Source organism: Sphingobium sp. D43FB, from assembly GCF_002312805.1.
Taxonomy (GTDB): domain Bacteria; phylum Pseudomonadota; class Alphaproteobacteria; order Sphingomonadales; family Sphingomonadaceae; genus Sphingobium.
This window is the reverse complement of the sequence record NZ_NMUA01000022.1, coordinates 51,333-75,437: the sequence shown is the minus strand read 5'-3', so window position 1 is coordinate 75,437 and position 24,105 is coordinate 51,333. Positions and strand designations below refer to the sequence as shown.

At 64.1% G+C, this 24,105-nt stretch carries 26 protein-coding genes; 9 read left to right on the top strand and 17 right to left on the bottom strand.

Going from position 1 to position 24,105, the window contains the following annotated elements; all coding sequences use genetic code 11:
* Window positions 1-127: 127 nt before the first annotated feature.
* From SxD43FB_RS17155 to flgB, 14 genes are all read right to left on the bottom strand, one after another.
* Window positions 128-901: a methyltransferase domain-containing protein gene (locus tag SxD43FB_RS17155; protein ID WP_096063222.1), complete on the bottom strand. Its 774-nt coding sequence runs from the start codon at window positions 899-901 to the stop codon at window positions 128-130.
* Between the two features lie 185 nt (window positions 902-1,086).
* Window positions 1,087-2,139 (bottom strand): flagellar motor protein MotB, encoded by a 1,053-nt coding sequence (locus SxD43FB_RS17150; RefSeq protein WP_096063221.1) that lies wholly within the window; start codon window positions 2,137-2,139, stop codon window positions 1,087-1,089.
* Between the two features lie 3 nt (window positions 2,140-2,142).
* A complete protein-coding gene (motA, locus tag SxD43FB_RS17145) occupies window positions 2,143-3,006 on the bottom strand; it encodes a flagellar motor stator protein MotA (protein WP_037477018.1) in 864 nt (287 codons plus the stop codon).
* Window positions 3,007-3,108: 102 nt separating this feature from the next.
* Window positions 3,109-3,954, bottom strand: coding sequence for a flagellin (locus SxD43FB_RS17140; RefSeq protein ID WP_096063220.1), 846 nt, complete (start codon window positions 3,952-3,954; stop codon window positions 3,109-3,111).
* Window positions 3,955-3,972: 18 nt separating this feature from the next.
* Window positions 3,973-5,310, bottom strand: a complete 1,338-nt coding sequence (gene flgK / locus SxD43FB_RS17135) for a flagellar hook-associated protein FlgK (RefSeq protein ID WP_096063219.1) — start codon at window positions 5,308-5,310, stop codon at window positions 3,973-3,975.
* Entirely contained in the window at window positions 5,307-5,612 is a 306-nt protein-coding gene (locus SxD43FB_RS17130; RefSeq protein WP_096063230.1) for a rod-binding protein, read from the bottom strand. Before SxD43FB_RS17130 ends, flgK begins: the two co-directional genes overlap by 4 nt.
* Window positions 5,612-6,688, bottom strand: coding sequence for a flagellar basal body P-ring protein FlgI (locus SxD43FB_RS17125; RefSeq protein ID WP_096063229.1), 1,077 nt, complete (start codon window positions 6,686-6,688; stop codon window positions 5,612-5,614). The genes SxD43FB_RS17130 and SxD43FB_RS17125 overlap by 1 nt, the downstream gene beginning before the upstream one ends.
* A gap of 92 nt (window positions 6,689-6,780) precedes the next feature.
* Window positions 6,781-7,446, bottom strand: a complete 666-nt coding sequence (locus tag SxD43FB_RS17120) for a flagellar basal body L-ring protein FlgH (protein ID WP_096063218.1) — start codon at window positions 7,444-7,446, stop codon at window positions 6,781-6,783.
* Between the two features lie 126 nt (window positions 7,447-7,572).
* Window positions 7,573-8,361, bottom strand: coding sequence for a flagellar basal-body rod protein FlgG (gene flgG / locus SxD43FB_RS17115; protein ID WP_069065241.1), 789 nt, complete (start codon window positions 8,359-8,361; stop codon window positions 7,573-7,575).
* A gap of 84 nt (window positions 8,362-8,445) precedes the next feature.
* Window positions 8,446-9,189 carry a flagellar basal body rod protein FlgF gene (gene flgF / locus SxD43FB_RS17110; RefSeq protein ID WP_096063217.1) on the bottom strand — a complete coding sequence of 248 codons (744 nt, stop codon included), beginning with the start codon at window positions 9,187-9,189 and terminating at the stop codon, window positions 8,446-8,448.
* Between the two features lie 26 nt (window positions 9,190-9,215).
* A complete protein-coding gene (locus SxD43FB_RS17105) occupies window positions 9,216-10,061 on the bottom strand; it encodes a flagellar hook-basal body complex protein (RefSeq protein ID WP_096063216.1) in 846 nt (281 codons plus the stop codon).
* 46 nt (window positions 10,062-10,107) lie between these two features.
* Window positions 10,108-10,767 (bottom strand): flagellar hook capping FlgD N-terminal domain-containing protein, encoded by a 660-nt coding sequence (locus tag SxD43FB_RS17100; protein ID WP_069065238.1) that lies wholly within the window; start codon window positions 10,765-10,767, stop codon window positions 10,108-10,110.
* Complete coding sequence (gene flgC / locus SxD43FB_RS17095) at window positions 10,764-11,174, bottom strand: flagellar basal body rod protein FlgC (RefSeq protein WP_069065237.1); 411 nt, start codon at window positions 11,172-11,174, stop codon at window positions 10,764-10,766. Before flgC ends, SxD43FB_RS17100 begins: the two co-directional genes overlap by 4 nt.
* 2 nt (window positions 11,175-11,176) lie before the next feature.
* Window positions 11,177-11,539 carry a flagellar basal body rod protein FlgB gene (gene flgB / locus SxD43FB_RS17090; protein ID WP_069065236.1) on the bottom strand — a complete coding sequence of 121 codons (363 nt, stop codon included), beginning with the start codon at window positions 11,537-11,539 and terminating at the stop codon, window positions 11,177-11,179.
* Window positions 11,540-11,794: 255 nt separating this feature from the next.
* Between flgB and SxD43FB_RS17085 the strand changes: the two genes are divergently transcribed.
* The 8 genes from SxD43FB_RS17085 to SxD43FB_RS17050 all read left to right on the top strand — a co-directional run bounded on the left by SxD43FB_RS17085 (window position 11,795) and on the right by SxD43FB_RS17050 (window position 18,068).
* The gene (locus SxD43FB_RS17085) at window positions 11,795-12,463 is read left to right on the top strand and encodes a MotA/TolQ/ExbB proton channel family protein (protein WP_096063215.1); all 669 of its coding nucleotides are present in this window, start codon (window positions 11,795-11,797) and stop codon (window positions 12,461-12,463) included.
* Window positions 12,460-12,957, top strand: a complete 498-nt coding sequence (locus SxD43FB_RS17080; RefSeq protein WP_096063214.1) for a flagellar motor protein MotB — start codon at window positions 12,460-12,462, stop codon at window positions 12,955-12,957. The genes SxD43FB_RS17085 and SxD43FB_RS17080 overlap by 4 nt, the downstream gene beginning before the upstream one ends.
* A 105-nt stretch (window positions 12,958-13,062) precedes the next feature.
* Window positions 13,063-13,584: a flagella basal body P-ring formation protein FlgA gene (locus SxD43FB_RS17075; protein ID WP_255245778.1), complete on the top strand. Its 522-nt coding sequence runs from the start codon at window positions 13,063-13,065 to the stop codon at window positions 13,582-13,584.
* 46 nt (window positions 13,585-13,630) lie between these two features.
* Entirely contained in the window at window positions 13,631-13,909 is a 279-nt protein-coding gene (gene flgM, locus SxD43FB_RS17070; protein ID WP_096063212.1) for a flagellar biosynthesis anti-sigma factor FlgM, read from the top strand.
* Between the two features lie 5 nt (window positions 13,910-13,914).
* Window positions 13,915-14,223 carry a hypothetical protein gene (locus SxD43FB_RS17065; RefSeq protein ID WP_069065231.1) on the top strand — a complete coding sequence of 103 codons (309 nt, stop codon included), beginning with the start codon at window positions 13,915-13,917 and terminating at the stop codon, window positions 14,221-14,223.
* 141 nt (window positions 14,224-14,364) lie between these two features.
* Entirely contained in the window at window positions 14,365-15,183 is an 819-nt protein-coding gene (locus SxD43FB_RS17060; protein ID WP_096063211.1) for a flagellar biosynthesis protein FlgJ, read from the top strand.
* 9 nt (window positions 15,184-15,192) lie between these two features.
* Complete coding sequence (gene flhA / locus SxD43FB_RS17055; RefSeq protein WP_096063210.1) at window positions 15,193-17,325, top strand: flagellar biosynthesis protein FlhA; 2,133 nt, start codon at window positions 15,193-15,195, stop codon at window positions 17,323-17,325.
* 14 nt (window positions 17,326-17,339) lie between these two features.
* Window positions 17,340-18,068 carry a FliA/WhiG family RNA polymerase sigma factor gene (locus SxD43FB_RS17050; protein WP_069065228.1) on the top strand — a complete coding sequence of 243 codons (729 nt, stop codon included), beginning with the start codon at window positions 17,340-17,342 and terminating at the stop codon, window positions 18,066-18,068.
* 2 nt (window positions 18,069-18,070) lie between these two features.
* Here the strand turns inward: SxD43FB_RS17050 and mdoH are convergent, their stop codons facing one another.
* From mdoH to SxD43FB_RS17035, 3 genes are all read right to left on the bottom strand, one after another.
* Window positions 18,071-19,960: a glucans biosynthesis glucosyltransferase MdoH gene (gene mdoH, locus SxD43FB_RS17045; RefSeq protein ID WP_096063228.1), complete on the bottom strand. Its 1,890-nt coding sequence runs from the start codon at window positions 19,958-19,960 to the stop codon at window positions 18,071-18,073.
* A 63-nt stretch (window positions 19,961-20,023) separates the two neighbouring features.
* Entirely contained in the window at window positions 20,024-21,511 is a 1,488-nt protein-coding gene (locus tag SxD43FB_RS17040; RefSeq protein WP_096063209.1) for a glucan biosynthesis protein, read from the bottom strand.
* A gap of 205 nt (window positions 21,512-21,716) precedes the next feature.
* Complete coding sequence (locus SxD43FB_RS17035) at window positions 21,717-22,517, bottom strand: flagellin (RefSeq protein WP_096063208.1); 801 nt, start codon at window positions 22,515-22,517, stop codon at window positions 21,717-21,719.
* Between the two features lie 314 nt (window positions 22,518-22,831).
* On the opposite strand from SxD43FB_RS17035, the gene SxD43FB_RS17030 reads away from it, so the two are divergent.
* Window positions 22,832-24,100 carry a sigma-54 dependent transcriptional regulator gene (locus SxD43FB_RS17030; protein WP_096063207.1) on the top strand — a complete coding sequence of 423 codons (1,269 nt, stop codon included), beginning with the start codon at window positions 22,832-22,834 and terminating at the stop codon, window positions 24,098-24,100.
* Window positions 24,101-24,105 lie beyond the last annotated feature (5 nt).

Here is a 24,105-nt window from a genome sequence, read left to right as displayed (position 1 = left end):
ACCCGAAAAGCCCATCAATCCGAATGCGGTGAAACAAACGCCAGCGATGCCGGTCGTCCGCGCAATACAGCCAGCCGCAGCAAATGCCCAGAGCGGGCCCGAAACCGAGCGTCGTGAATAAGAGAGGTTAGGTCGGCGTCTTGCGCAGCATGACCATGAATTCATTGGTCTGTTCCAGCGGATGCTGGATATTCGTCACCTCGAGATTGACGATCCCGCTGCTGCGAAGATCATCGATCAACTGGCAGAATGTGTCCGATGTAAATACCCAGCAATGGGCGTCTGTATAGGAACTGGATTTTCTTTCAGCCAGATCCAAAGCGTGCGCCAAACTGAAGCGGGGCTGAAAAAGCGCCGGATTTTTTCCTGCCCATATCTCGGCGGCATTCACCTTCTGATGATAATAGAAATGGTCGGCCAATTGCCACATGCTGGGGATGACGAGTTTTTCCTGATAGGCTCGCACGAATTCGGTCGCCCGGCTGATCTGCCGGAAAAAATCAAATGTGTATCTCTTGTCGGGAATGGCGAGGAATATCTGGCCTCGCGGCGTCAGCAACGCACTTAATTCTTCGAACCACCGACACATATCGGGTATATGTTCGATCACATGACTGGCGCAAACCAGATCGAATTTATCGCCGATCGCTTTTGATAGTTCGTTGCTTTTTATGATGTAATCGACATCGACGATTTTTGAAATATCGCGGTTCGGACTGGTCTTGGACAGTTCGATCAGTTCCGCCTTGCTGTGCCAATCGACATATTTGACGTTATCCCCATCCTCCTTGCGGAACATGGGATTGTCGAACGCACCTAATTCGAGAAACCGGCCATCTAGGAAAGAGGAATTTTCTGCAAATGCCCGGCGTTTTCGCGCAATCGAGCTTAATCCGCCCATAGCGTTTCCCTTCGCTCGTCATCTATCCGTGCTCAGCTACTTCACCGTCTTGGTCACACATGATCAATAGGATAACAACTAATTTCTCGGCGGTGTACCTACATGTCGGGTGCCAGTGAGAGACTTATTGACTGATCCCTAGGAGCGAGCCATCATTAGACTGCCCGTTGAGCGCTCGGCTACGTTCAATGCTGACCCGGCTTGCTCGACGTTCCCGCCGCTGACGGGTTGATCAGCGCCGCGCCGCTTGGCAGCGCCGTGCCGCCCATGTCGAGCTTCTTGGCCTGCTCCGTGGCGACGCGCACCGGATCGTCGCGTTCCTTGATCGCGGCCTTGGTCTCTGCGTCCATGTCCGCATCCTCCGCACCGTCGCCGCCACGGGTCCAGCCCAGGATGATCGACATGCGCCGGTTGCGCGGGTCATAGCTGTCGCCCTTGATGAAGGGTTCGCGGTCGGCGACGCCCTCGATCCGGGCGAAGCGGGCGTTGCCGATGCCGCTGTCGGCCAGCGCCTTGCGCGTCGATTCGGCGCGGCTGGATGACAGCAGCCAATTGTTCATCGTCCGTCCCGCTGCATAGGGCAGACCATCGGTATGGCCGCGCACGATCAGCAGGTTGGGCATGGTCTGCAGCGCGGTGGCGACTTCGCCGATCAGCGCGCGGGCCTGCGGCACCAGCCGGTCGGTGCCCATCGCGAACATCGCAAAATCGGCTTCATCGATCAGGTCGATGCGCAATCCCTCGCGCGTCTCGGTGAACCGCACATGTTTGCGCAGCTTTTCCAATCCCTTGCGCATCATCTGCGCTTCCAGTTTTTTCTTGATAGATTCGAACTTCTGCCGGTCGGCCGCGCGCATCGCCTTGCCGCCCTGGTCCTTGGTGCCGCTCGCGTCCCTGGGTATGGTGATTGACAAATTGCCTTGGCCGCCGGTGGTCGGATAATTTTCCTTGCCCATGATGGAGTCGCCACCCATCAGCCCGGTGGAGCCAGCCGACGCCATCTTGAGTTCGACCAGTGTCGGCGTGAAATAGTCGGCTAGCGCCTTGCGCTGCTTTTCCGTGGTCGCGCCCAGCAGCCACATCAGCAGGAAAAACGCCATCATCGCGGTTACGAAATCGGCATAGGCGACCTTCCATGCACCGCCATGATGACCGCCATGGCCCTCCACGATGATCTTCTTGACGATGATCGGCCGTGGTTCGGGCTCGTTCGCGCCGCGTTTCTTGTCCCCCGCCACGGCTTATTTGCCCCGCATGCCGTCGAACACTTCGGCAAAGGCCGGCTGGTTCGCATGGGGCAGGCTGGAGCGCGCGGCCTCGATCACCAGCGGCTGCGGGTGACCGTGGAGCGAGGCGACGATGATCTGCTTGACGACATGATAGATCGCCCCGTCCGCCTCAATCACGCTGCGGCACCGATTGGCGAAGGGATTGACCATGCCATAGGCCAGCAACACGCCCAGGAAGGTGCCAACCAGCGCCGAACCGATCATCGCGCCCAAAATCGCGGGCGGCTGGTCGATCGATCCCATCGTCTTCACCACGCCCAGCACGGCTGCGACGATGCCGAGCGCGGGCAGGGCGTCGGCCAGGCCCTGCAGATTGTCGGCGGGCTTGATCGCTTCATGATGATGGGTCTTGAGGCTGTTATCCATCACATCCTCGACCGCATGCGGATCGAGCGTGCCCGACGAGACCACCACCAGACGCAGCGTGTCGCTGATCAGGTGGATCAGCGTCTTGTCCTTCATCAGGCGCGGATATTCGGTGAAGATGGTGGAACTGGCCGGATCTTCGATATGCGGTTCCAGTGCAACCGGCCCTTCGACCCGCAACGTCTTCATCAGCTTGCTGACGAGGAAGATGCAGTCGAGGAAATCCTGTTTCTTATATTGCGGCCCTTTGAAGACTTTGGCCAGGCCGCCGCCCAGCGCCTTGAGGTCGGCGCCCGAATTGCCGATGATCAGCGCGCCCACGGCCGCGCCGCCGATGATCATCATTTCATGGGGCAGGGCGTGCAGCACCGGGCCGATATCGCCGCCGGTGATGATGAACCCGCCAAATACCATGACCAACAGGACGACAAGGCCGATGACTGCTAACATGGTAATCCCCGAAAAATATGCCCTGGGGCATCGACCCCATCAAAGGGTCCGTCACTTGGTTAATACGGACTGGTTAGCGGCAGCTTTAGGACAGCCGTTTTTTTAGCCGATCAGGTCGAACAGCGTCTGCTTGTTGATCCGGGCAAAGGCGGACTGTGCCGCCTCCAGCTGCAGCAATTGCGCCGATACGTTGGAAATGACCTCGCTCAAATTGGTCGACTCCAGGCTCGCGCGCCGCTCGGTATAATCAAGGCCGATATCGGTCAGCCGCGTGCCGATGACATCCAGCCGGTCGCTGCGCACGCCCTGCCGCGCCTGTTCGACGACGATGTGGCTCTGCCCCGTCTTCACCGCGTCGAGCGCACTCGCCAAGGCCGCATCGTCGCTGCCTTCCAGCGCGGTCATGGCCTGGCTCAATATGTCGTCGATCGACATCGGCGTGCCATCGACATCGATGCCCTCGGACACCTCCTGCCGGGTGGCGACGACTGCCAGGTTCATGCCCCGGCTGACCGGCACCAACACGCTCTGCCCCTCGTCGAAGACCGGCGTGCCCTGATAATCCTTCTGGTCGAACAATTCGCCGATCGTCGTGCGGATCGTCGACATTTCCTCCAATATCGCGGCGCGGCTGGTGTCGTTGAGCGACCCGTTGCGCGCCGACGTCACCAACACCTGCGCGCGTTGCAACAGGGTGTCCACTTCGGCCAGATTGGCTTCGGCATTGGTGGCGCGGGTCGTGCCATAGCTGATATTGGCCTGCCAGGCGGCCTGTTGCGACTGGGCGCGGGCGATGTCCGACACCTGGACCCAGGCGAGCGCATTGTCCGACGCCTTGTTCAACGTTTTGCCGGTCGACACCGCCGTCTGCCCCTCGACGATGCTTTTCGACAGGGATTGTTGCCGCCGGATTTCGGCGAGCATGATCTTGTGCGTAATGCCTACCATGGTTCAGCCCTTTGCCGGTCAGATGATCTGGAGGATCGCATCGATGGTTTCCTTCGCCATCTGCAATATCTTGGCGCTGCCCGAATAGGCTTGTTGGATGCGCAACAGGTCGGCCGCTTCCATGTCGAGGTCGACCCCGCTCACCGCCTCGCGCGCTGCCACCGCCTGGTCGTTGCGGCCCTGCGCCGTGGTGTTTTCCGCCTTGGTCGCGCCCAGCAGATTGGCCTGGGTAGCGATCAGCGCGGTCCAGCCTTGTTCCACGCTGCCATTGCCGCGCAGGGTCGAGGATACCGTCAGCAGATTGCCGTTGAGCGTCCCGTCACCAGACCGCAGCGCCAGGTCGTCGGGCGCAAGCGCCAGTGCGGTGACGCTGGCCGCGCTGCCGCCAAAGGCCAGCAGAGGTGCGCCAGCCGCGCCGCCATCGGTAACACCCTGCGCATGCCAGTCATTGATGTTGGTCACAAATTGTTCGGCCAACGTATCGAGATCGTCCGCGCGGTCGGCGGCCGTGTCGGCAGCGGAAAACAGGCCGCCCAGCGTGCCATTGGCTGGGGCGGACAGCGCCGTTCCGTCGCTCAGGCTGAGCGACAGGCGGCCATCGTCATCGGCGGCGAGCGACAGGCTAGTCGCGCTATTGCCGGTCACCAGCGTCTGCCCGCCATAGCTGACTTCGGCCACGCCCCGCGCGCCGAAGCTGATATCGACGTTCAGCGTTTCGTTCAGATCCTGCAACGCCGCGTCGCGGCTGTCGAGCAACTGGGCATAGGCGGACGTGCCTGGCTGCGCGCGCAGCAGGCTGTTGTTGATGTCGGCCAGCGCGGCCAGCGACGCATTGGCGCTGCCCACCACCGATTGCCCTTCGGCCTCGATCCCCTTGGACACGGCATCCAGATCGGCGGCGGTCTGGCGGAAAGCGTCGGCGACGCGGCCGATACTGTCCAGCGTCGTAACGCGCAGCGACGTGTCGCCCGGTGCGGCGGCCAGCTTGTCCATATTCTCGAACATGCCGGTCATCAGCTGGCCGATGCCGGTGCTGCCATCGTTCAGCGCGATCTCGGTATCGCCCTGCCAACGCAGCCGTGCGGCCGAACTGGCGAGGTTCATCGTGGTCAGGCGGACGGTGGCGTCGAGATAGGGGTCGGCCCCGCGATCCACGCTCATCACCTGGACGCCGCCGAAATTGGCGCGTGCGGTATAATAGGCCATCGTCGCGGTGGATGCGCCGGACTCGCCGGTCGTCACGCTGCGCCTAGTATAGCCTTCCGTGCTGGCATTGGCGATATTCTCCGCGATCGCCGCCATGGCGGTGCGATAGGCACGAGTGCCGGACGCGCCGATGATGAATAGGTCGCTCATTCGCCCGTGGCCGGGGCAGCGGGGGCGACCCGTTCGCCGAACTGCCGGATCAGCAATTGGGCGATGCCCATGCTGTTGCTGCCCGCCAGCGCATCGGCGGTGCGGGAATCGGCCATCGACTGGAATTGCTCGGTTGCGCTCGAATCGCTGATCCCTTCGGCCAGGCTCGCAGAGCGCATCGCGCCGATCATCTGGCGCAGGAAGATTGCCTCGAACTGCTGCGCTGCCTTTTCCAGCGCGGCCTTGTTCGCGGCACCTGCACCCGATGGTGCCGTGGCGGCGGGGGTCGTTGTCACCTGCATCATAGCACCACCAGTTCCGCCTTCATTGCGCCCGCCTGTTTCAAGGCTTCGAGGATGGCGACCATGTCCGCCGGGGAAGCCCCGATCGCATTGACCGCCTTCACTATATCGGCCAGCGACGCCCCACCTTTAAAATTGACCATCGGTTTCTTTTCTTCGTCGATGCTGATGGCGCTCTGCTGCTCGACCGCCGTCTCGCCTCGGCTGAAGGGTGCGGGCTGGACGATGCGCGGCGCTTCGTTGACGCTTACGGTCAATTTGCCATGCGCGACGGCGGCCGGATGGATGCGGACCGCGCCATTGATGACCACGGTGCCGGTGCGCGCGTTGACGATCACCTTGGCGGCGGCATCGGCAGGGGAAATCTCGATATTCTCGATCATGCCCATCATCAAAATGCGGTCTTCTGCGCCCGGAATGGCGTCGATCGCGACCGACACGGCATCCATGGCGCGCGCGCGCCGATCGCCAAAGGCGCGGTTGATGCCATCCGCCACGCGCAGCGCGGTGGTGAGGTCGGCTTCGGCCAGGTTGAAGGTCAGGGTCGGCGCGGTGTCGAAACCTGTCGCGACCGCGCGCTCCACCGTCGCCCCGCCGGGGATGCGCCCGGCCGAGGGGATGTTGACCGACACCTGGCTGCCATCCGCGCCGGATACGCCCAGGCCTCCGACCGCCAAATTGCCCTGCGACATGGCATAGATTTCATTGTCCGCACCGCGCAACGGCGTCATGATCAGCGTGCCGCCGCGCAGCGACTTGGCCTTGCCCAGCGCCGAAACCGTCACGTCGAGCCGCTGGCCGGGCTTGGCAAAAGCAGGCAGATCCGCCGTCACCAGCACAGCCGCCGCATTTTTAAGCGCGGGGTTGATGCCCTGTGGCAAGGTCAGGCCAAAACGCGACACCACGCCCTTCATGCCCTCGGTCGCATATTGCAGGCTATCGTCGCCCGTACCCGCCAGGCCCACGACGATGCCGTAGCCGGTGAGCTGGTTCGGCCGGATGCCCTGGAACGTCCCCAGATCCTTGACCCGCTCGGCCTGCGCCGGGGTCGCTATCAGCGCGACGGTCATGGCCATGGCGACGACCGCGTGACGCACCAGATCGCGACCCAAAGAAACAACGGAAGACAGAAGACTGGCGAAGGAGGCCATAGGGCGTATCCGTTCCATCAGAAGGGGCTGATCATCGAGAAGAAGCTCTGCAACCAGCCTTGCTTGCTGGCGCGGGCGATCTCGCCCTTGCCGGTGTAGATGATCTTGGCATCGGCCACGCGGGTCGAGGCGATGCGGTTGTCCGGGCTGATGTCCGCCTGGCGGACGAGGCCGCTGATCTGGATGAACTCGTCGCCGCGATTGAGCGTCAGCGCCTTCTCGCCCTTCACCAGCATCGTGCCGTTGGGATAGACCGCCGCGATCGTCACGGTGATCTCGCCCGACAGAGCATTGGACTGGGTCGCCCCGCCCTGGCCCGCAAAATTATTCTGGCCGCCCATCGCCACGTCGCTCGCGGAGAAGAGCTTGGACAACACGCCGGTCGTTGGCGGCGTCAGGCCGATATTGCCGTTGCGGCTGGTATCGGCGCTGTTGCTCTTGGTCGCCTGCGTTCGTTCGACCAGGACGATGGTGATGATGTCGCCGACCGTCGTGGCGCGCGCGCCGCTGGTCAGCGGCGTATAGCCGACCGACGTCTGGAAGATCGATCCATTGGCTTGCAGCACGGGCGGTTGCGCGACGATGGCTGGCGCATAATGCGCCCGTTCGGCATCGCGCTTCTTGCCCGCCAGGGCAGGAGAGGCGGCGAAAGCCACCAGCGTTGCCGCCGATACGATAAACATGGCCGTTCGCCCTGAGCGAAGTCGAAGGGCTCGGCCGACCGACAGGGAGGCCACTTCGCGCTGCTCAGTGGAGGGCTTCGACGGGCTCAGCCCGAACGGGTTTTGATTGGCATACATCATATCAGATCACATATTCTGATTGACGTATTGGAGCATTTCATCGGTCGCCTTGATCATCTTGCTGTTGACCTCATAGGCGCGCTGCGTCTCGATCATCTCGACCAGCTCCTCCACGATATTGACGTTGGACGTTTCCAGGCTGCCCGATCGGATCGAACCGCGCCCTTCCAGCCCCGCGACGCCAACCTGCGGCACGCCACTGGCGGCGCTTTCGGTGAGCAGGTTGCCGCCGATCGACTGCAGCCCCGACGCATTCATGAAGGTCGCCAGTTCGATCTGGCCAAGCTGCGTGGGTTCCGCCTCGCCCTGCAACGTCGCCGATACCGTGCCGTCATTGCCGACCGTGACCGACGTCGCACCTTCGGGCACGGTGATCTGCGGGATCAGCGGCAGGCCGTCGCTGGTGACGACGTTGCCCTCGGCAGTGACGCTGAAATTGCCCGCGCGGGTATAGGCAATGGAGCCGTCGGGGCGCTGGATCTGGAAGAAGCCGGAGCCTTCGATCGCCATGTCCAGCGCATTGCCGGTCTGGCTCAGCGTGCCCTGCGTATTGATCTTGCTCGTGCCCTGCAGCGAGACACCCGAACCCAGGTTCAGGCCGGTCGCGAACTTGTTTTCGCTGTCCGAATTGGCGCCCGCCGCGATCATCTGCTGATAGGCAAGCGTTTCGAAATCGGCGCGGTCGCGCTTGAAGCCAGTGGTGTTGACGTTCGCCAGATTGTTGGCGATCACGCGCATCTTCGTGTTCTGCGCGTCAAGGCCGGTGCGGGCGACATGAAGGGCGGCGTTGCTCATCGTTCATTTCTCCGTGCGGCATCCCTTGGAAGGGAGCTTATGCGTCAGACACAGCAAGATGCGTGCCAATATTAACCATATCCCTCAGCTATCGAGCCGCATCAGCGACGCGCCGCCATCGTCCAGCTGCTTGGCGGTATCGATCAGCTTCACCTGCGTTTCGAACGCGCGGCTCGCCTCGATCATCTGCACCAGCGCCTTGGTCGCATTGACGTTCGATCCCTCGATCGATCCGGCGGTAACCGACGCCAGAGGGTCTTGCGGCAGCGTGCCGCCATTCACCTCGCGGAACAGGCCATCGGTGCCCTTGGCGATGCCAGAGCCGACCGGGCTGACCAGTTTGAGCGCATCGACCAGCTGCGGATTGGCCGGGTCGCCGCCCTGCGGCACGCCCCAGATGCTGCCATCCTGCGCGATCGACACGCTGTCGAGCTGGGGCAGGGTGATGGGACCGCCAGCCCCCAGCACCGGCAAGCCGTCGCCGGTGGTTAGCAGACCACTGTCAGAGATTTTGAGGTCGCCCCGACGGGTATAGGCTTCGCTGCCGTCCGTGCCCTGCACGGCCAGCAGCGCGTCGCCGTTCATCGCCACGTCGAGCGGATTGCCCGTCGCGGTGACGGCCCCGCCCTCCATGCTGGCGGCGATGACCTGTTCGGACGCCTGCGCCCGCGTGTCGAACGTGTCGCCCTGGAGCCAGCGCGTCTCGGCATTGGCAATCTCTGCGCGAAAGCCGACGGTGTTGGCGTTGGCGAGGTTGTTCGCGATCGACGCCTGCCGCGCCATCGCGCCGCGCATTGCCGTAAGTGCCGTGTTGACGAGCCGGTCCATGGACGAAGCCTTCTACCGTTGGATGCTTAGGTACGCATGTTGACGATGGTGGTGGTCAGCGTGTTCGCCGTCTCGATCGCCTTGCTGTTCGCCTGGAAATTGCGCTGCGCGGAAATCAGCGCCACCAGTTCCTCGGTGATGTCGACGTTCGAGCGTTCCAGCGACCCGCTGTTGACCGCGCCGAACATCCCTTCATTGGCGGTGCCCAGGATGGGCGTGCCGCTCGCGACGGTCGAAGACCAATGGGCATCGCCTTCCTGGCGCAAGCCTTCCTGGCTGTTGAACGACGCCATGGCGACCTGGCCCAGATAGGCGGTGCTGCCATCGGCATAGATGGCCGACACCAGGCCGTTCTTGGCGACGCCGACGCTGGTCAACTGCGCGCCGCCATCGGCACCCAGATAGGTGGTCGGGATCTGGAGATCGGTCAGATCGGCGGGGCTGCTCGCCGACGTCGGCGGCGTGGTCAGCGCGCCGGTGGCCGGATCGACGCTGAACACCTGGATGCGCGCGCCGGTCGTATCGACGGCATAGCGGTTGTCATCGACCGAAAAGGCACCGTTGCGCGTATAGCTGACGGTGCCGTCGGGCGCCTTGACGGTAAAATAGCCTTCGCCAGTGATGGCGAGGTCCAGCGTCTTGTCGGTGGTTTCGATCGTCCCTTGCGTGAACTGCTGGGCGATGCCCTGCACGCGCACGCCCTGGCCCGCAACCTGGCTGGTCGTCTGCATCGGCGCGGCAGCGAAAATGTCGCCGAACTGCACCTTGCTCTTCTTGAAGGCGGTCGAATTGACGTTGGCAACATTGTTGGAAATGGTGGCCAGATCGGTCTGGGCGCCCTTGAGGCCGGACAGCGAGATATAGAAGGACATGGCGTTGCTCCCTGGGTGAAAAGGAAAGAAGAAAAAGGGGGTGAGATTACATCAGGCTGATGGCGTCGGACGGGCTGTAGCTGCCGAGCGCGGTAATGAGTTTGGATGATGATCCGTCGGCGGGGGACTGGACCGCGGCGATGGTGGCCCAGGTCGCGACCTTGCTGGGCGTCGCGCCATTGACCTTCACTTGCAGCGCGGAACTGGCGATCGTGTCGCCCGCATCATTCTTGCCATCCCAATAGAAGGTGACGTCGCCGGCGGCCTGCGTGCCAAGGTCGATGGTCTTGACGACATTGCCGCTGCCATCGATCAGGTCGACGCTCGCGCCGTCTGTCGCTTCAGGCAGGGTGATCTGTCCCGCATAAAGCCCGCTCGCGTCAGGCGCGGCGATATTGCTCTGCACCAGCATCGACTTGCCGATCCAGCTTGCCGCATCGCCCAGCCGGGTGCCGCCCATATCGGCGGCCAGCCCCTTGAGCGTCGCGTTCATTTCGGCGATGCCGCTCGAATTGGTGATGGTCGCCATCTGCGACACCATTTCGGCATTGTTGACCGGTTCGAACGGATCTTGCGTCTGCATCTGCGCGGTGAGCAGGCGCAGGAAATCGGCCTGGCCCATTTCCGACTTGCCGGTGCCGACATTGGCATTGGCGTTATAGACGGACAGCCCGGCTGCGTCGGTGGCCGTTGAAATCGTGCTCATTTGCCGATCCTTATGGTTTCGAGCATCAGGGATTTGGCAGTGTTCAGCACCTGCACATTATTCTGGTACATGCGCGCGGTCTCGATCATGTCGACCAGCTCCGCATTACTATCCACCGCCGCTTCCCACACATCGCCATTGGCGTCGGCCAGCGGGTGGTTGGGGTCATGCCGCTTGGTCGGCTCGGCCTTGGTGGTGACGATGTCGGAAACCTTGACGCTCGCCATGCCGGGGCTGTCGGTGACCGATGTGAAGACCGGCTTGATCGCGCGATAGGCGTCCGCCGCACTGCCGGTAACATTGCCCGCATTGGCCATGTTGGACGCGGTGGCGTTCAACCGGACCAGCTGCGCGCTCATGGCGCGCCCTGCAATGTCGAATATGTTCATGGGACCAGAGCCACTCATGCTCATTCTCCCCTGAGCGCACGGTTGATGGTGTTGATGCGACCCTCAAGGAAGGAGAGGGTGGTGCGATATTTGACCGCATTTTCGGCAAACAGCGTCTGTTCGGTGCTGAGTTCGACGGTATTGCCGTCGAGGCTGGGCTGCAGCGGCACGCGATAGCCCATGGCGTCATCGACCGCCTTGGACACGTCGGCGGCATTGCTGCCCGCCTGCGTCGTCGCCTTTTGCAGCGCGGCGTCGAAATCGATGTCGCGCGCCTTGTAGCCGGGGGTCGATGCGTTGGCGATGTTGGACGCCAACAGGGACAGCCGCTGCGAGCGAAGCGCCAGCGCCTTTCCATGAATGCCGAACAAACCGTCTTCCACTGATCCTGCCCTTTTTGCCTGCTGGCCCTAAAAGTTTCGTTTCCCCCGCCGTTCTGACCCCTGATGGCGTCCATTGCGGGTGATCCAGCCTGAATTCAGCAAGAGCCGTGCCATTTTGCGTGGGTGACGCAACGGCAAGGCGGAAATGCCCGGAAATCCGGGCTTTTGCGGGGGAAGGCGGCAAGGGCGGCAAAAAATTGCCGGGCTGCGGCAGCATCTTGCCGTCGCGCTACGGGCCTATGGGGACAGGCATATATGATCACTATTATAGGCCATTTATTCGATCCCGTGACGCTGCTCGCAATAATTGCAGGCATCCTGCTGGTCGCTCTGTTTCAGAATGGCGCGGGTGCCTTGGGGCGGGCGTTGCTGGCGCTGCGTGCGCTGGTCACGGCCGACCCCGCGCGCGACCGCGACGCTGCCCGTGCGACCATGCTCAAAATCGATCAGGTGGCGCAATTGCGCGGGCTTGCTTGCGCCGATCGCGTCAAGACCGCCTCGCCCTTCCTGACCGACGCCGCGCGCAAGCTCGCCAATTGCGACCGCACCGACCAGTTCGAACTTTGGGCAGGCCAGGCGCTTGCCGACCGGGCGCAGCGCCATGGCGCGGTGCATAAGGCCTGGCTGTCGATCGCCGATGCCGCGCCCGCCCTTGGCATGGCGGGCACCATCATCGGCCTCGTCGGCATGTTCGCGGCGATGGACGATCCCGCCGCGCTGGGTCCGGCCATGGCGCTGGCGCTGCTGACCACCTTTTACGGCGTGGTGATCGCCAATGTCGTCGCCGCGCCGATCGCTGCGCGCCTCATCGACCTGTCCGAACAGGAACTTGCCTGGCAACGCGAAGCGGTAACCCGAATGCTGGCGATCGCGCGGCGCGAAAATGCGCCGATCCGGCGCGGCGCGATACGCGAAGTCGCATGATAGGCACGGCCTCCGCCATCGCCCGGCGCAATCGCTGGGCCGTCAGCTTTGCCGATCTGCTGCTGTTGCTGCTCGCCTTCTTCGTGCTGTTGCAGGCCAGCGGCGCGCGGCGCGATGTCGTGCTGGCGGGCGTCGCCCAGCAATTTGGCGGCCGAGCGATGCGGCCGGGCGTGGAATTGCGCGCGGCCGATCTGTTCGAGCCGGGCGAAGCCTTGCTCACGCGGCAGGGCCAGGCGCGCCTGTCCGCCATTGCCCGCCGCTTTGCGCGCGAGCCTGGCGGCGTCGAGATACGCAGTCGCGGCTCCGACCGCGCCCGCCAGCGCTTCGATGATTGGGATCTGGCCGCCGCTCGCCTTGGCGCCGTCGCCCGCGCGCTGAAACTGGATGGCATCGCGCAGGATCGGCTGCTGATCCGCGGCCTCGACCAGTCCGACGGCAAAAGCGGGCAGGGGCAGGTGATCCGCATCGCGCCGGGGCTGCCGGACGCGCGTTAACCAACTTGGCACGGATATTGCTGAAAATCCCGACATAGAACCGCCGACCTTGTCAGGAGACATGCCGTGCCTCGCGCTTATCCGTTCCTTCTCGCCAATGCCGCGCTGCTTGTCGCCGCGCCCGTGCAGGCGCAGCAGCGGTTCGAAAATCTCGATCGCATCGACAGCCTCGTCGCGATGTCGGTGGGTGCCAATCTGGGCGAACCGGGTGGGCCGATGGCCCCGGTGGATCGCCGCTTGAAACTGGCCGCCTGCCCGACGATGCCCAAGGTCGAAGGCCCGGTGTTCGGTGCGGCAATGGTCAAATGCGAATCGCTTGGCTGGCGCATCCGCGTGCCGCTCGTTGCAGGCGCATCGGCCGCCGCATCGGGACCAGTGCCACGCGCCGCCAGCCGCTTCACACCCGCCGCCCGCGCCACGCCCCAGGAAAACGTCGTGCGCAAGGGCGATCCGGTGCAATTGATCGCTGGCAACGCGCTCTTCAACGTCTCGCGCGGTATGATCGCGGACGAAGATGGCGCCGTCGGCGACACGATCCGCGTCCGCGAAGACAAGCGCGCCGCCCCCATTTTGGCCCAGGTCGTGGAAATGGGCCTTGTGCGTGTTCCGGGGTTTAAGGATTTTTGAACTTGTCCGTTATACGCCTATAGGGACGAGTGAAGGATTGAAGCCAATGATCAAATCTGTCGGCCAAAGCATCAGTGCTGCCATAGAGGCGACCCGCCTGCGCGAAGGGGGCAAGACGCGCGCGTCTTCGACCACCGGTTCAGCGACGGCGTCACCCGCGTCGACTTCTGCCAGCCCCGCTGCCCGCATGGCGGCAGAAGGCGCACCGGTCGATATGGACCGCATCGCCGCGATCAAGGCCGCGATCGCTTCGGGCAATTATCCGGTCGATGCCGCCGCGATCGCTGATCGCATGGTCGCGCTCGACCTGTCTGCTGCGGGGTAACGATCATGCCGCTGGGGCTCGCCGCGCTGGATGACCTGTTCGAAGCGTTCGAGGATCTGCGCGATGTGCTGGACGGCACCGATGCCGTCGCCATCGAACTGGCGAGCAACCGCGTCAGCCGGGCCGCCGCCGCCGTGCGCGGTGTCGGTGCATGGCGCTCCGAACCGATCGTGATCGAACGGCTGAACGCCATGCTGCCCTTGCTCGAAAGCGCCCGCGTGCGTGTCAGCCTGCTCGCCGACCATGCGAATCAACGGCTTGCCATGCTTGCCGCCCATGGATCGACCCACGCGCCGCTCACCTACGGCCGCTAAACTTTATTTCCTGTTTTCCCTAAAACGGCACCGAAAGGTGCCGTTTTGCGTTGCGGGTCAAATTTCCTGACGCCGCGTTAACCAAATCTTGGCACAAGCCTTGCTCTAATGATCCCCGCAATGATTGGGGAATAGGGTCAAGTGTCGGCTTTCGCAGACATCACTACCGGGGCGACATCGACAGGCAATCGCGTGACAAACGCGATCGCCATGGCGAGCCGCCGCACCGGTGTCGACTTTTCCTATCTGCTGGGTCAGGCGAAGATCGAAAGCAGCCTTAATCCCACCGCGCGCGCGACCACATCTTCGGCGACCGGCCTCTATCAATTCATCGACCAGAGCTGGCTCGCCGTCATCGACAAGCATGGCAGCGACTATGGGCTTGGCTGGGCATCCGACGCGATCAGCCAGGGCAGCAACGGCCGCTTCTATGTTTCGAACCCGGAACTGCGCCAGCAGATACTCGACCTGCGCAAACACCCTGAAACCGCCTCCGTCATGGCCGCGCAACATGCCGCCGACAACAAGGCCTATCTCGAACAGAAGCTCGGCCGCGAAGCCGAACCCGTCGATCTCTATCTCGCCCATTTTCTGGGCGTCGGCGGCGCGAGCAAATTCCTGTCGGTCCATGATCGGGCACCCGGCGCCACCGCCGCCTCGCTCTTTCCCGCCGCGGCGCGCGCCAACCGGTCGATCTTCTATGACCGGTCAGGCAGCGCGCGCAGCTTCGCCGACATTCGCGACCGTTTCGCCGCGAAGCTCGAAAAAAGCTCCGGCAGCCTCGGCGGCGAGATGCAATATGCCGCCGCCGCGCTGCCATCGGGTGCCAAGACGGTCCAGCCCGCCGATTATGTGCGGATCGAGACCCAGCGCCTTAGCGAACAGGTCGATGTCGGCATCCGGCCCCAGCCACAGACCGCGCGCCTCGCCTATCTCATGCTCGCCACCCTCGGAAGGTAACGGCTCCTCATGACTCCCACCCAAGTCAAAGCGAAGATCTGGATGAGCGCCGTCCAGGGGGCGGTGCTGCCCTTTGCGACGCTGATGGTCGTGCTGTTCATGATGGTGCCCGTCCCGGCGGTGATGCTCGACATCGGCTTCATCACCAATATCATGATCAGCCTCGCGGTGTTGATGGTGGCGCTGAACGCCGCCAAGCCGCTCGATTTCTCCAGCTTTCCGACCGTCCTGCTGTTCGCCACGCTGCTGCGCCTGGCGCTCAACGTCGCCTCCACCCGCGTCGTGCTGGTGTCGGGCCATGAAGGCTCGGACGCAGCCGGACAGGTGATCGAGGCGTTCGGCCATTTCCTGATCGGCGGCGACTATGTCGTCGGCATCTTCGTCTTCGCCATCCTGATGATCATCAACCTGGTCGTCATCACCAAGGGCGCGGGCCGCGTGTCCGAAGTGTCGGCGCGCTTCACGCTGGACGCCTTGCCCGGCAAGCAGATGGCGATTGACGCCGACCTCAATGCAGGTCTGATGACGCCCGAAGAAGCCAAGCTGCGCCGCGTCGAAGTCGCGACCGAGGCCGACTTCTATGGCTCGATGGATGGTGCCAGTAAATTTGTGAAGGGCGACGCGGTCGCGGGCATCCTGATCCTCGTCATCAACATCATCGGCGGCATCATCCTGGGCGTCGTCAGTCATGGCCTCGCCATCGGCGAAGCGGCCCAGACCTATATCATCCTCGCGATCGGCGACGCGCTGGTGGCGCAGATCCCCGCGCTGCTGCTGTCGATCGCCGCCGCCTCCATCGTCACCCGCGTCAAGAGCGAGCAGGATCTGGGCGGCCAGATTGCGGGGCAATTCGGGTCGGGCCGCGCCTGGGTGCCGGTCGCCGCGATCCTTGGTTTCCTCGGTGTCCTGCCCGGCATGCCGCATCTCATCATCCTGTCCGCCGCCGCGGTGGCGGGCGGCATCGCTTGGCACTTGCGCAAGGCCAGCCAGGCGAAAGCCGCTGAACCCGCCCCCGTCGCCCCCGCGCCGAATCCGGCCGTGATCGAATGGGATGACGTGTCGGACGGCGCGATCCTCGGCCTCGAAATCGGCTATGGCCTCATTGCCCTGGTCGACGAACGCAAGGGCGCGCCGCTGATGGCGCGGATCACCGGCATCCGCCGCCAATTGTCCAAGGAACTGGGCTTCGTCGTGCCGATGGTGCGGGTGAAGGACAATCTGGCGCTCGAACCCAATCAATATCGCATCACCATTGCCGGTGTCGTGGTGGGGGAAGATGAAATCTGGCCCGACGACCTGCTCGCGCTCGACAGCGGCGCGCTCGAACATGTGGTCGTCGGTCGCCCGACCAAAGACCCGACCTTCGGCCTCGATGCCGTCTGGATTTCGCAGGCCAAGCGCAGCGAAGCGGTCATCGCGGGCTATACCGTGGTCGATCCGCCGACCGTGGTGGCAACCCACCTCAACCAGCTCATCGCCATGAACGCCGCCGAAATGTTCGGCCTCGACGAAGCGCGCAAGCTGCTCGACACGCTCAAGGACGCCGCGCCGCAACTGGTCGAAGGCCTGACGCCCGCCACGCTCAGCCTCACCCAGATCAGCGCGCTCTGCCGCGCACTCCTCTCCGAAGGCATCGCGCTCAAGGATTTCCGCCGCATCTGCGAGGCGATGGTCGACGCCGCCCGGCCCGACATGAACCACGAACAATTGGTCGAGGCTGTGCGCCAGCGAATCGGCGCGCTCATCATTCAGGGGCTGGTTCCCGTCAAGATGCCGCTGCCGGTCATCACGCTGGATGGCGATCTCGAAGCGATGCTGGCGCAGGCCATGCGCGTGGCGGGCGACGCTCGCCACCCCATCGAACCCGCGCTCGCCAACCGCATCGTCGAAGCAGTGGTCCAGGCCGCCCGGCCGCTGCTGGGGCAGGCGCGCAACTTCGCCATCGTCACCTCGCCGCTGGCCAGGCGGGCGCTGGCGCGCTTGTTCAAGCCGCATCTGCCCGAAACGCCGGTCCTGTCCTTCCTCGAAATTCCGGATGGCAAGGGCGTCGAAGTGGTCGCGGTCGTGGGCGGCGAACAGCGCCCCATGCCCCGCCACGATCCGGCACCCCGCCACGAGCAAGCGCGCGAACGAGTCGCCTGAAAGGAGGCTGAGCCATGTATATGAACAAGATCGCGGCCGGCGCCCATACTTACGCGAAGCCCGGCGAGAACAGCCCGGAGCGGCTCGCCCGCCAATATATGCCGCTGGTGCGCAAGATCGCCTGGCATGTCCATGGCCGCGTTTCGAGCGCGATCGAGGTGGAGGATCTGCTCCAGATCGGCATGCTCGCGCTGGTCGAGGCCGCCAACAGTTTCGAAGATCGCGGCTTCGGCTTTGCCGCCTATGCCCAATTGCGCGTGCGCGGCGCGATGATCGACCATCTGCGGCGGCAGGCGACCATCTGCCGTTCCGCCATGGCCAAGCGCAAGCAACTCGCCGCCTGCCGCAATGGTCTTGAACAGACGCTTGGACGGCTGCCGACCGAAGCGGAAATGTCCGCCGAAATGGGCCTCGACCCGTCCGACTATCGCGAACTCGCCGACAGCGTCGAAATGGTCCAGCACACCAGCATGGACGAGGTCTATTCGGACCAGTCCATGTGGTTCGCCGATGTCGAGGACCGCGCCGACGACGTCATGGAACGCGAATCGCTCAAGAAAGCGCTTGCCGCCTGCATCGGCGAACTGCCCCAGCGCGAGGCGCTGGTGCTGCAACTCTATTTCGTCGAAGAACTCAATCTGGAGGAAATCGGCCACACGCTGGACATCGGCGCGGCGCGCGTCTGCCAGATCAAGAAGGCCGCGCTCGACAAGCTGCGTGAGAAACTGCGCGACTGGGACTGACCCTATTCGTCGTTCGCTGCCAGTCGTCCGACCCGCCGTTCCTCGCCATTGGGCCAGCGGAACCGCAACGGCCGATAGCTTTGCGTGCGCCACCATGGATCGGCGACCTGGAACAGCCCGCTCGCTTCGGCCCTGCGCCCCAGATCTTTGCGCGCGGTAACCGCCGCCAGCACGGGCGCCAGGAACAGCCCCGCCGTCACCGGAATGATCCAGCCGATGCCGCTGTCCGCCTGCACCGCGAGCGCCAGTAGCAGCGCGCCCAGCAAGATATGCCATTTGAACAGCCAGATCGCGCTGCCGATCGCCATGCCGTCACGGTCGCGGGTCTGCCCGTTCCAGCTGCTCTTGCGGCCCATCAATATGCCGAACAGATTGATCGTCTGGGTCAGCATCGCCACCGGTGCCATCAGGATCGACAGGATGATGTCCACGATCACGCCGCGCGTCATCCGCGCCGCGCCGCCAAAGCCGATCCGCCGCGCCGGGTCGAGCAAGGCCCACAGCATGGCCAGCAGCTTGGGGCCAAACAACAGGAAAGCCGTCACCGCCAGCAATCCGCCCGATGGCAGCACATCGGTGGGCGGCCACACCCCGCTCGCCCCGCCGCCCAGCACCACAAGCATCAGCGTCAGCCACATGGGCGACGTGCAATAGGCGGTCGCACCCACCAGCAACTGGAACCGGCTGACCGGATGCAGCCCCGCAATCCGTACGAGCAACGGCACATGCTGGATATTACCCTGACACCAGCGCCGGTCGCGGGTGAAGAGGTCGGGCATGGACGGCGGAAATTCCTCGAAACTATCGTCGGCCGTGACCATATGCACGTCCCAGCCACGCCGTCGCAACAGCGCCGCCTCCAGCATGTCATGGCTCATGATATGCCCGCCGAACGGAGCACGACCGGGCAGTTCGGGCAAGCCGCAACTTTGCGCGAAGGCCTTGACCCGGACGATGGCATTATGGCCCCAGAACATCCCTTCGGACCCGGCCCACCAGATCATGCCCGCTGCCGAGATCGGCCCGAACAGGCGGCTCGCAAATTGCTGCCAGCGCGCGAATAGCGTCGCCGCACCCATCACGGCCGGCACGGTCTGAATCAAGCCGACCTGCGGATGCCGCTCCATGTCGGAGGCGAGCCGCGCCATGGTCTGGCCGCTGACGATACTGTCGGCGTCCAGCACGATCATATAATCATAACCGCCGCCGAACCGCTCGACCCATTCGGCGATATTGCCGGGCTTCCGCCCGATATTGCGCGCACGGCGGCGATAATGAACGGGGCGGGAGAAAGACCCGCGCATTTCCAGATAGGCCGCCCGCTCCGTCTCGCCGCTCTGCACGTTGGAATCGGACAGGATGAAGAATTCGAACCGCTCGCGCCCCATCACCTGCGCCAGCGATCGCTCCATGATCGACAACCGCCCCAGAACGCCCAGAAAATCCTCGTTACACACCGGCAGCAGGATCGCGGTCTTGCCCTGCAACGGCTGCGACGCGCGCAGCGGGCGCGGCGTCACGCTACGCCCCTTGCCCACCGTCAGCAGCAGGAAGCCGATGATCGCGGTGGCACAGCCGAACGCGATCCAGGCGAACAGCGGAATGAACAGGGCGAGATAGATGCCCTCCAGCAAGGAAATGCCGTCCAGGCCGATCGAACGGCGCATCTCATGCGCGGCCATGCCAGTCGGGATCAGGGCGAGCAGCACGACCAGCATGCGCCGTGCCCACAGGTCGATATTGAACCGGCGCGGCACGATCAGCGGCGGACGCGCGCTGAAATCCTGCTCCGGCATCGCAATCGGGCTTTCGGGCGGCAGCTGTTCGAAGGCCGGACTCACCGGCACGTCCTCAGCGGCGGCATCGGCCACCGGCACCTGTCCATTGCCCATATCATCCAGACCCATAGCGTTTCACCCAACGGCCTGAACCGTTCGTTACGCCAACGGTTCCGTTCATCCGCCAATGGGGTAATGCACATATTCGCTCACCGCGCGGCCGCTGGCCTGCAATTGCAACCGCACATCCGCCGCGCCGCCGCCGCTGCGCCGCAGGTCCAGCACCGTGCGATACAGGCCTTTGCGCCCCAGAACCGGATAGCCCGCCTGTTTGACCAGCGTGCCGTTGGCGATGTCCACCCACAGGTCGGGCTTGCTACCCTCCGCCACACCGGCGAAATCGACTACCAGCCGCGCGATGTCGGGCTGATCGCCGCGTCCGCGCCAGACATTCTCGACGATTGCCATGCTGGTCGCGGCGGGCGAACGGTCGGCTGTCCAGTCAAGCTTGTAGGAAAGGTCGATCCGCTTGCCCGGCACAGGCGCAGCGGCGGGCGTCCAATAGGCCGCCAGATTGTCGGTATATTCGCTGTCGGTCGGAAAGGCGTAGAGCCGCACCTCGCCCGCGCCCAGCGGCCGGGCGGGCGTGGCCCATAAAGTCGGGCGGCGATCATAAAAAACGCCATCGTCCTGATAATGGTCGAAATCCCGGTCGCGTTGCAGCAGCCCGAACCCCTTGGGATCGCGCTCGGCAAAGGCGCTGACCATCGGCGCTGTGGGATTGACGATCGGGCGGGCATGGGCGGTGCCATCGGCGCTGGCGATCGACAATAGGTCGGAATCATGGATTTCCGGCCGCCAGTCTGTGCCGATCGTCCGGTTGGCCTGATCATACCAGAACATGCTGGTCATCGGCATCAACCCCAGTTCGGGGATGGCACGGCGAGGGAACAGGGCGGCGGTCACGTCCTGCCGCACGCCGTCCTTGTCCAGCCGACTGACGAAGCGGAACGCGCCGGCAATCGACGCCCCATCGAGCAGGGCGAAGATGGTGACGCTGCTCGGCCCCGTCCGCTCCAGCCAGAAATGGGTGAAGCGCGGAAATTCCTCGCGGCCCTGGATGCTGGTATTGATCGCGACCGCCCGCGCCGACAGGCCGAATTGCTTTTGCGGACTGGGCGCACGAAAATAGCTCGCCCCAAGGTAGGACAGCCAGTCGCCGTCGCGCGCGGCATTCATGATGCGGAAACCCGCAAAGCCAGCGCCGCTCGGCAGGGCCGTCACCGGATTGCCCGCCGGCGCATCGAACATGGCCGGATCATAGCGCAGCGGGGTCGCCCGGCCTTGCTCGATGATCGCGATCTCGACCGCCTGCGGCGCGGTGGCGGACAGCGGGAAAAAGCGGATGCCGGTATCGCCCGGCAGGTCGCCCCACAAAGTCCGTTCCTCGCGAAAGCGCGCCTCGTGCAGCGCGGTATAATCGATCTTGGCGGCACCCGGATGGGCTGGCGTTTCGGCAAAGGGCGCGCGCGCCAGCCGCTGCGCCTGGCCGATCAGCCGCTCCCAGGAAAAGGGGGCGGCCTGCGTTTGCGCGTGCAGGGCGCGGGGGAGGAGGAGGGCAGCGCCCGTGGCAGCGATCATCGCGCGCCGGTCAATCTGGGTCATGGTTTCACCATGGCGAGCCTGTCATGCAAAACCAAGCCCCCCATGCTGCATATGCGATGAAGCCCCCGCCCGGGGGGACGGAGGCTTCTGATGCTGGTCGTTCGATCGAAGTTGTGGCTCCCGGCACGGTGGGGACTGTGATGTGCCGGGCGCCTATGGGCGGCTGTCAGGTGACCAGACCTCAGCCGACCAATGGGGTATTGGTTTAGCCGATCAGCTTCAGGACGCCCTGCTGGCTCTGGTTGGCCTGCGCCAGCATCGCGGTCGACGCTTGGCTCAGGATCTGCTGCTTGGCGAGCGCGGTCGTTTCGGCCGAAAAATCGGCGTCTTCGATGCGGCTGCGCGCGTCGGTCAGGTTGGTGATGTTGTTGGTCAGGTTGTTGACCGACGATTCCAGGCGGTTCTGCACGGCACCGAGCGTAGCGCGGGCGGTCGCAACCGTCTGCAGCGCGGTGTCGAAGTCTGCCAGAGTGGCGGCGTCTTCCGCTTCCGTCGCGCTGGCCACGTCGGCCACGTCGATGGCTTCCAGCGTGATGGTCACAGTGTCGGTGTCGTTGGCACCGGCCTGGATCGTCACGGCGTCTGCGGTCGTCGGGAACAGCGCCTTGCCGTTGAATTCGGTCTTGGTCAGGATGTCGTTGATCTGGACGGCCAGCTGATCCTTTTCCGCGTCGATGTTCGCAACGGCTTCGGTGCTGTTGGTGTCGTTGTTCCGCTGCACGGTCAGTTCACGCATACGCTGCAGCATGTTGCTGACTTCGTTCAGCGCGCCTTCCGCGGTCTGCGCCAGGCTGATGCCGTCATTGGCGTTGCGGATGCCCTGGGTCATGCCCTTGATCTGCGACGTCATGGTCGAAGCGATTGCGAGGCCGGCGGCGTCATCCTTGGCGCTGTTGATGCGCTTGCCGGTCGACAGGCGCTCCATTGCGTTGGTCAGGCCTTTGCTGGCCATCGACGAGGCATTGGCGGAGCGGAGAGCGGCGGTGTTGGTTCCGATAACAGTCATGGTGTTCCCTTTCAGTGTCAATCAGGTCGCTGCCATGGAGCGTCTGCGGCCTCGAAAGGGGATAACGGCGGGCAGCGACCGGCCTTTAGCGCCGCTGTCGATTTTTCTGAAAAAGGGCAATTTCCCTGGCTACCACGCGCGCGCGTAGGACAAAGGACGGCGTCTTTGCCGCCTTGCCGGAATAAAATTGCCGGTCGGCGGCAACTGGATGGCAAAGTTAACCATCTGATAACCACATAAATATAGAGCTTGAACCATCGAAGGGGTCTGGGGCGTGCGGGGGCACAAGCCGACCAGTTATTGGGGTTTTGTTCATGTCATCGCTCGACGTGAGCCGTGGAGTCTGCGCGCTCGTTCCGGGTCTGCAGCACTGGCTCGAAAACGCTCTCTTTACCGTGCGCATCGTCGACGCGGCCAGCCCGCGTGAAAAGGACAGCCGCCGCGTGCTGCTGGCCACCGAAATCGGCCATGCGACCCATCGCGACATTCTCATCAATCTGATCGAGGGCGCACCTTCGCTGGTCGCGGCGGCCAATGGCCTGCCCGCCCGCGTCGCTTTCGGTCTTGCCGACATGGGCTTCGCCTTCGCGCTGATCGCCGAACTGGCGCGCCCCGCTGCCGTCCCTGCCGTAGGCGACAGCGGCAGCGTCCGGCTGATGACGCTCGCCGGGCGGGTCGCCCGCAGCGACGCCACGGTCCTGATCCAGGGCGACACCGGCACCGGCAAGGAAGGCATGGCGCGCTTCCTGCACGCCCAGTCGGGCCGGTCGGGCCACGACTTCATCGCCGTCAATTGCGCGGCACTGCCCGAAACCATGATGGAAGCGATGCTGTTCGGCCATCGCAAGGGCAGCTTCACCGGCGCGGCCAATGCGTCCGAAGGCCTGTTCCTCGCGGCTGATGGCGGCACGCTCTTCCTCGACGAAATCGCCGAACTGCCCCTCGCGCTCCAGGCCAAGCTGCTGCGCGCGCTGCAGGAAGGCGAAGTGCTGCCCGTCGGCGCGACCCATGCTGTGCCGGTCAATGTCCGCATCATCGCCGCCTGCAACCGCAACCTGGCGCAGGAATGTGCCGCAGGCCGCTTCCGCGAAGATCTCTACTGGCGTCTCAACGTCATGCCGCTCGAACTGCGCCCGCTCGCCGAGCGGCGCGGCGACATCAGCGCGATCACCGCCGCGATGCTGCTGCGTCATCAGGATGGCGGCAAGGCCGGGTTCGTCTGGCCGACCGCCGCCGCGCTCGACAAGCTCGCCGCCCATGGCTGGCCCGGAAATGCCCGTGAACTCGGCAACATCCTCCAGCGCGCGCTGGTCCTGCGCGATGGCGACCGGATCGAGGCGGATGACCTGCATCTGGCAGGCGCGGCGCAGATGGTGACGCCCTTCCGCGCCACAGCGCCGATCCAGCTGCCCGCCGAACCCATCCGGCTGCGCGACGTCGCGCGCCATTCCAAGCTCGAAGCCATCCGCTGCGCCCTGCGCGAAACGGACGGCCACCGCGCCGCCGCCGCGCGCAAGCTCGGCATCTCGGAACGCACGCTGCGCTATCGGCTCGCCGAAATGCGCGAGCTGGCTGCGGCATAAGGGGG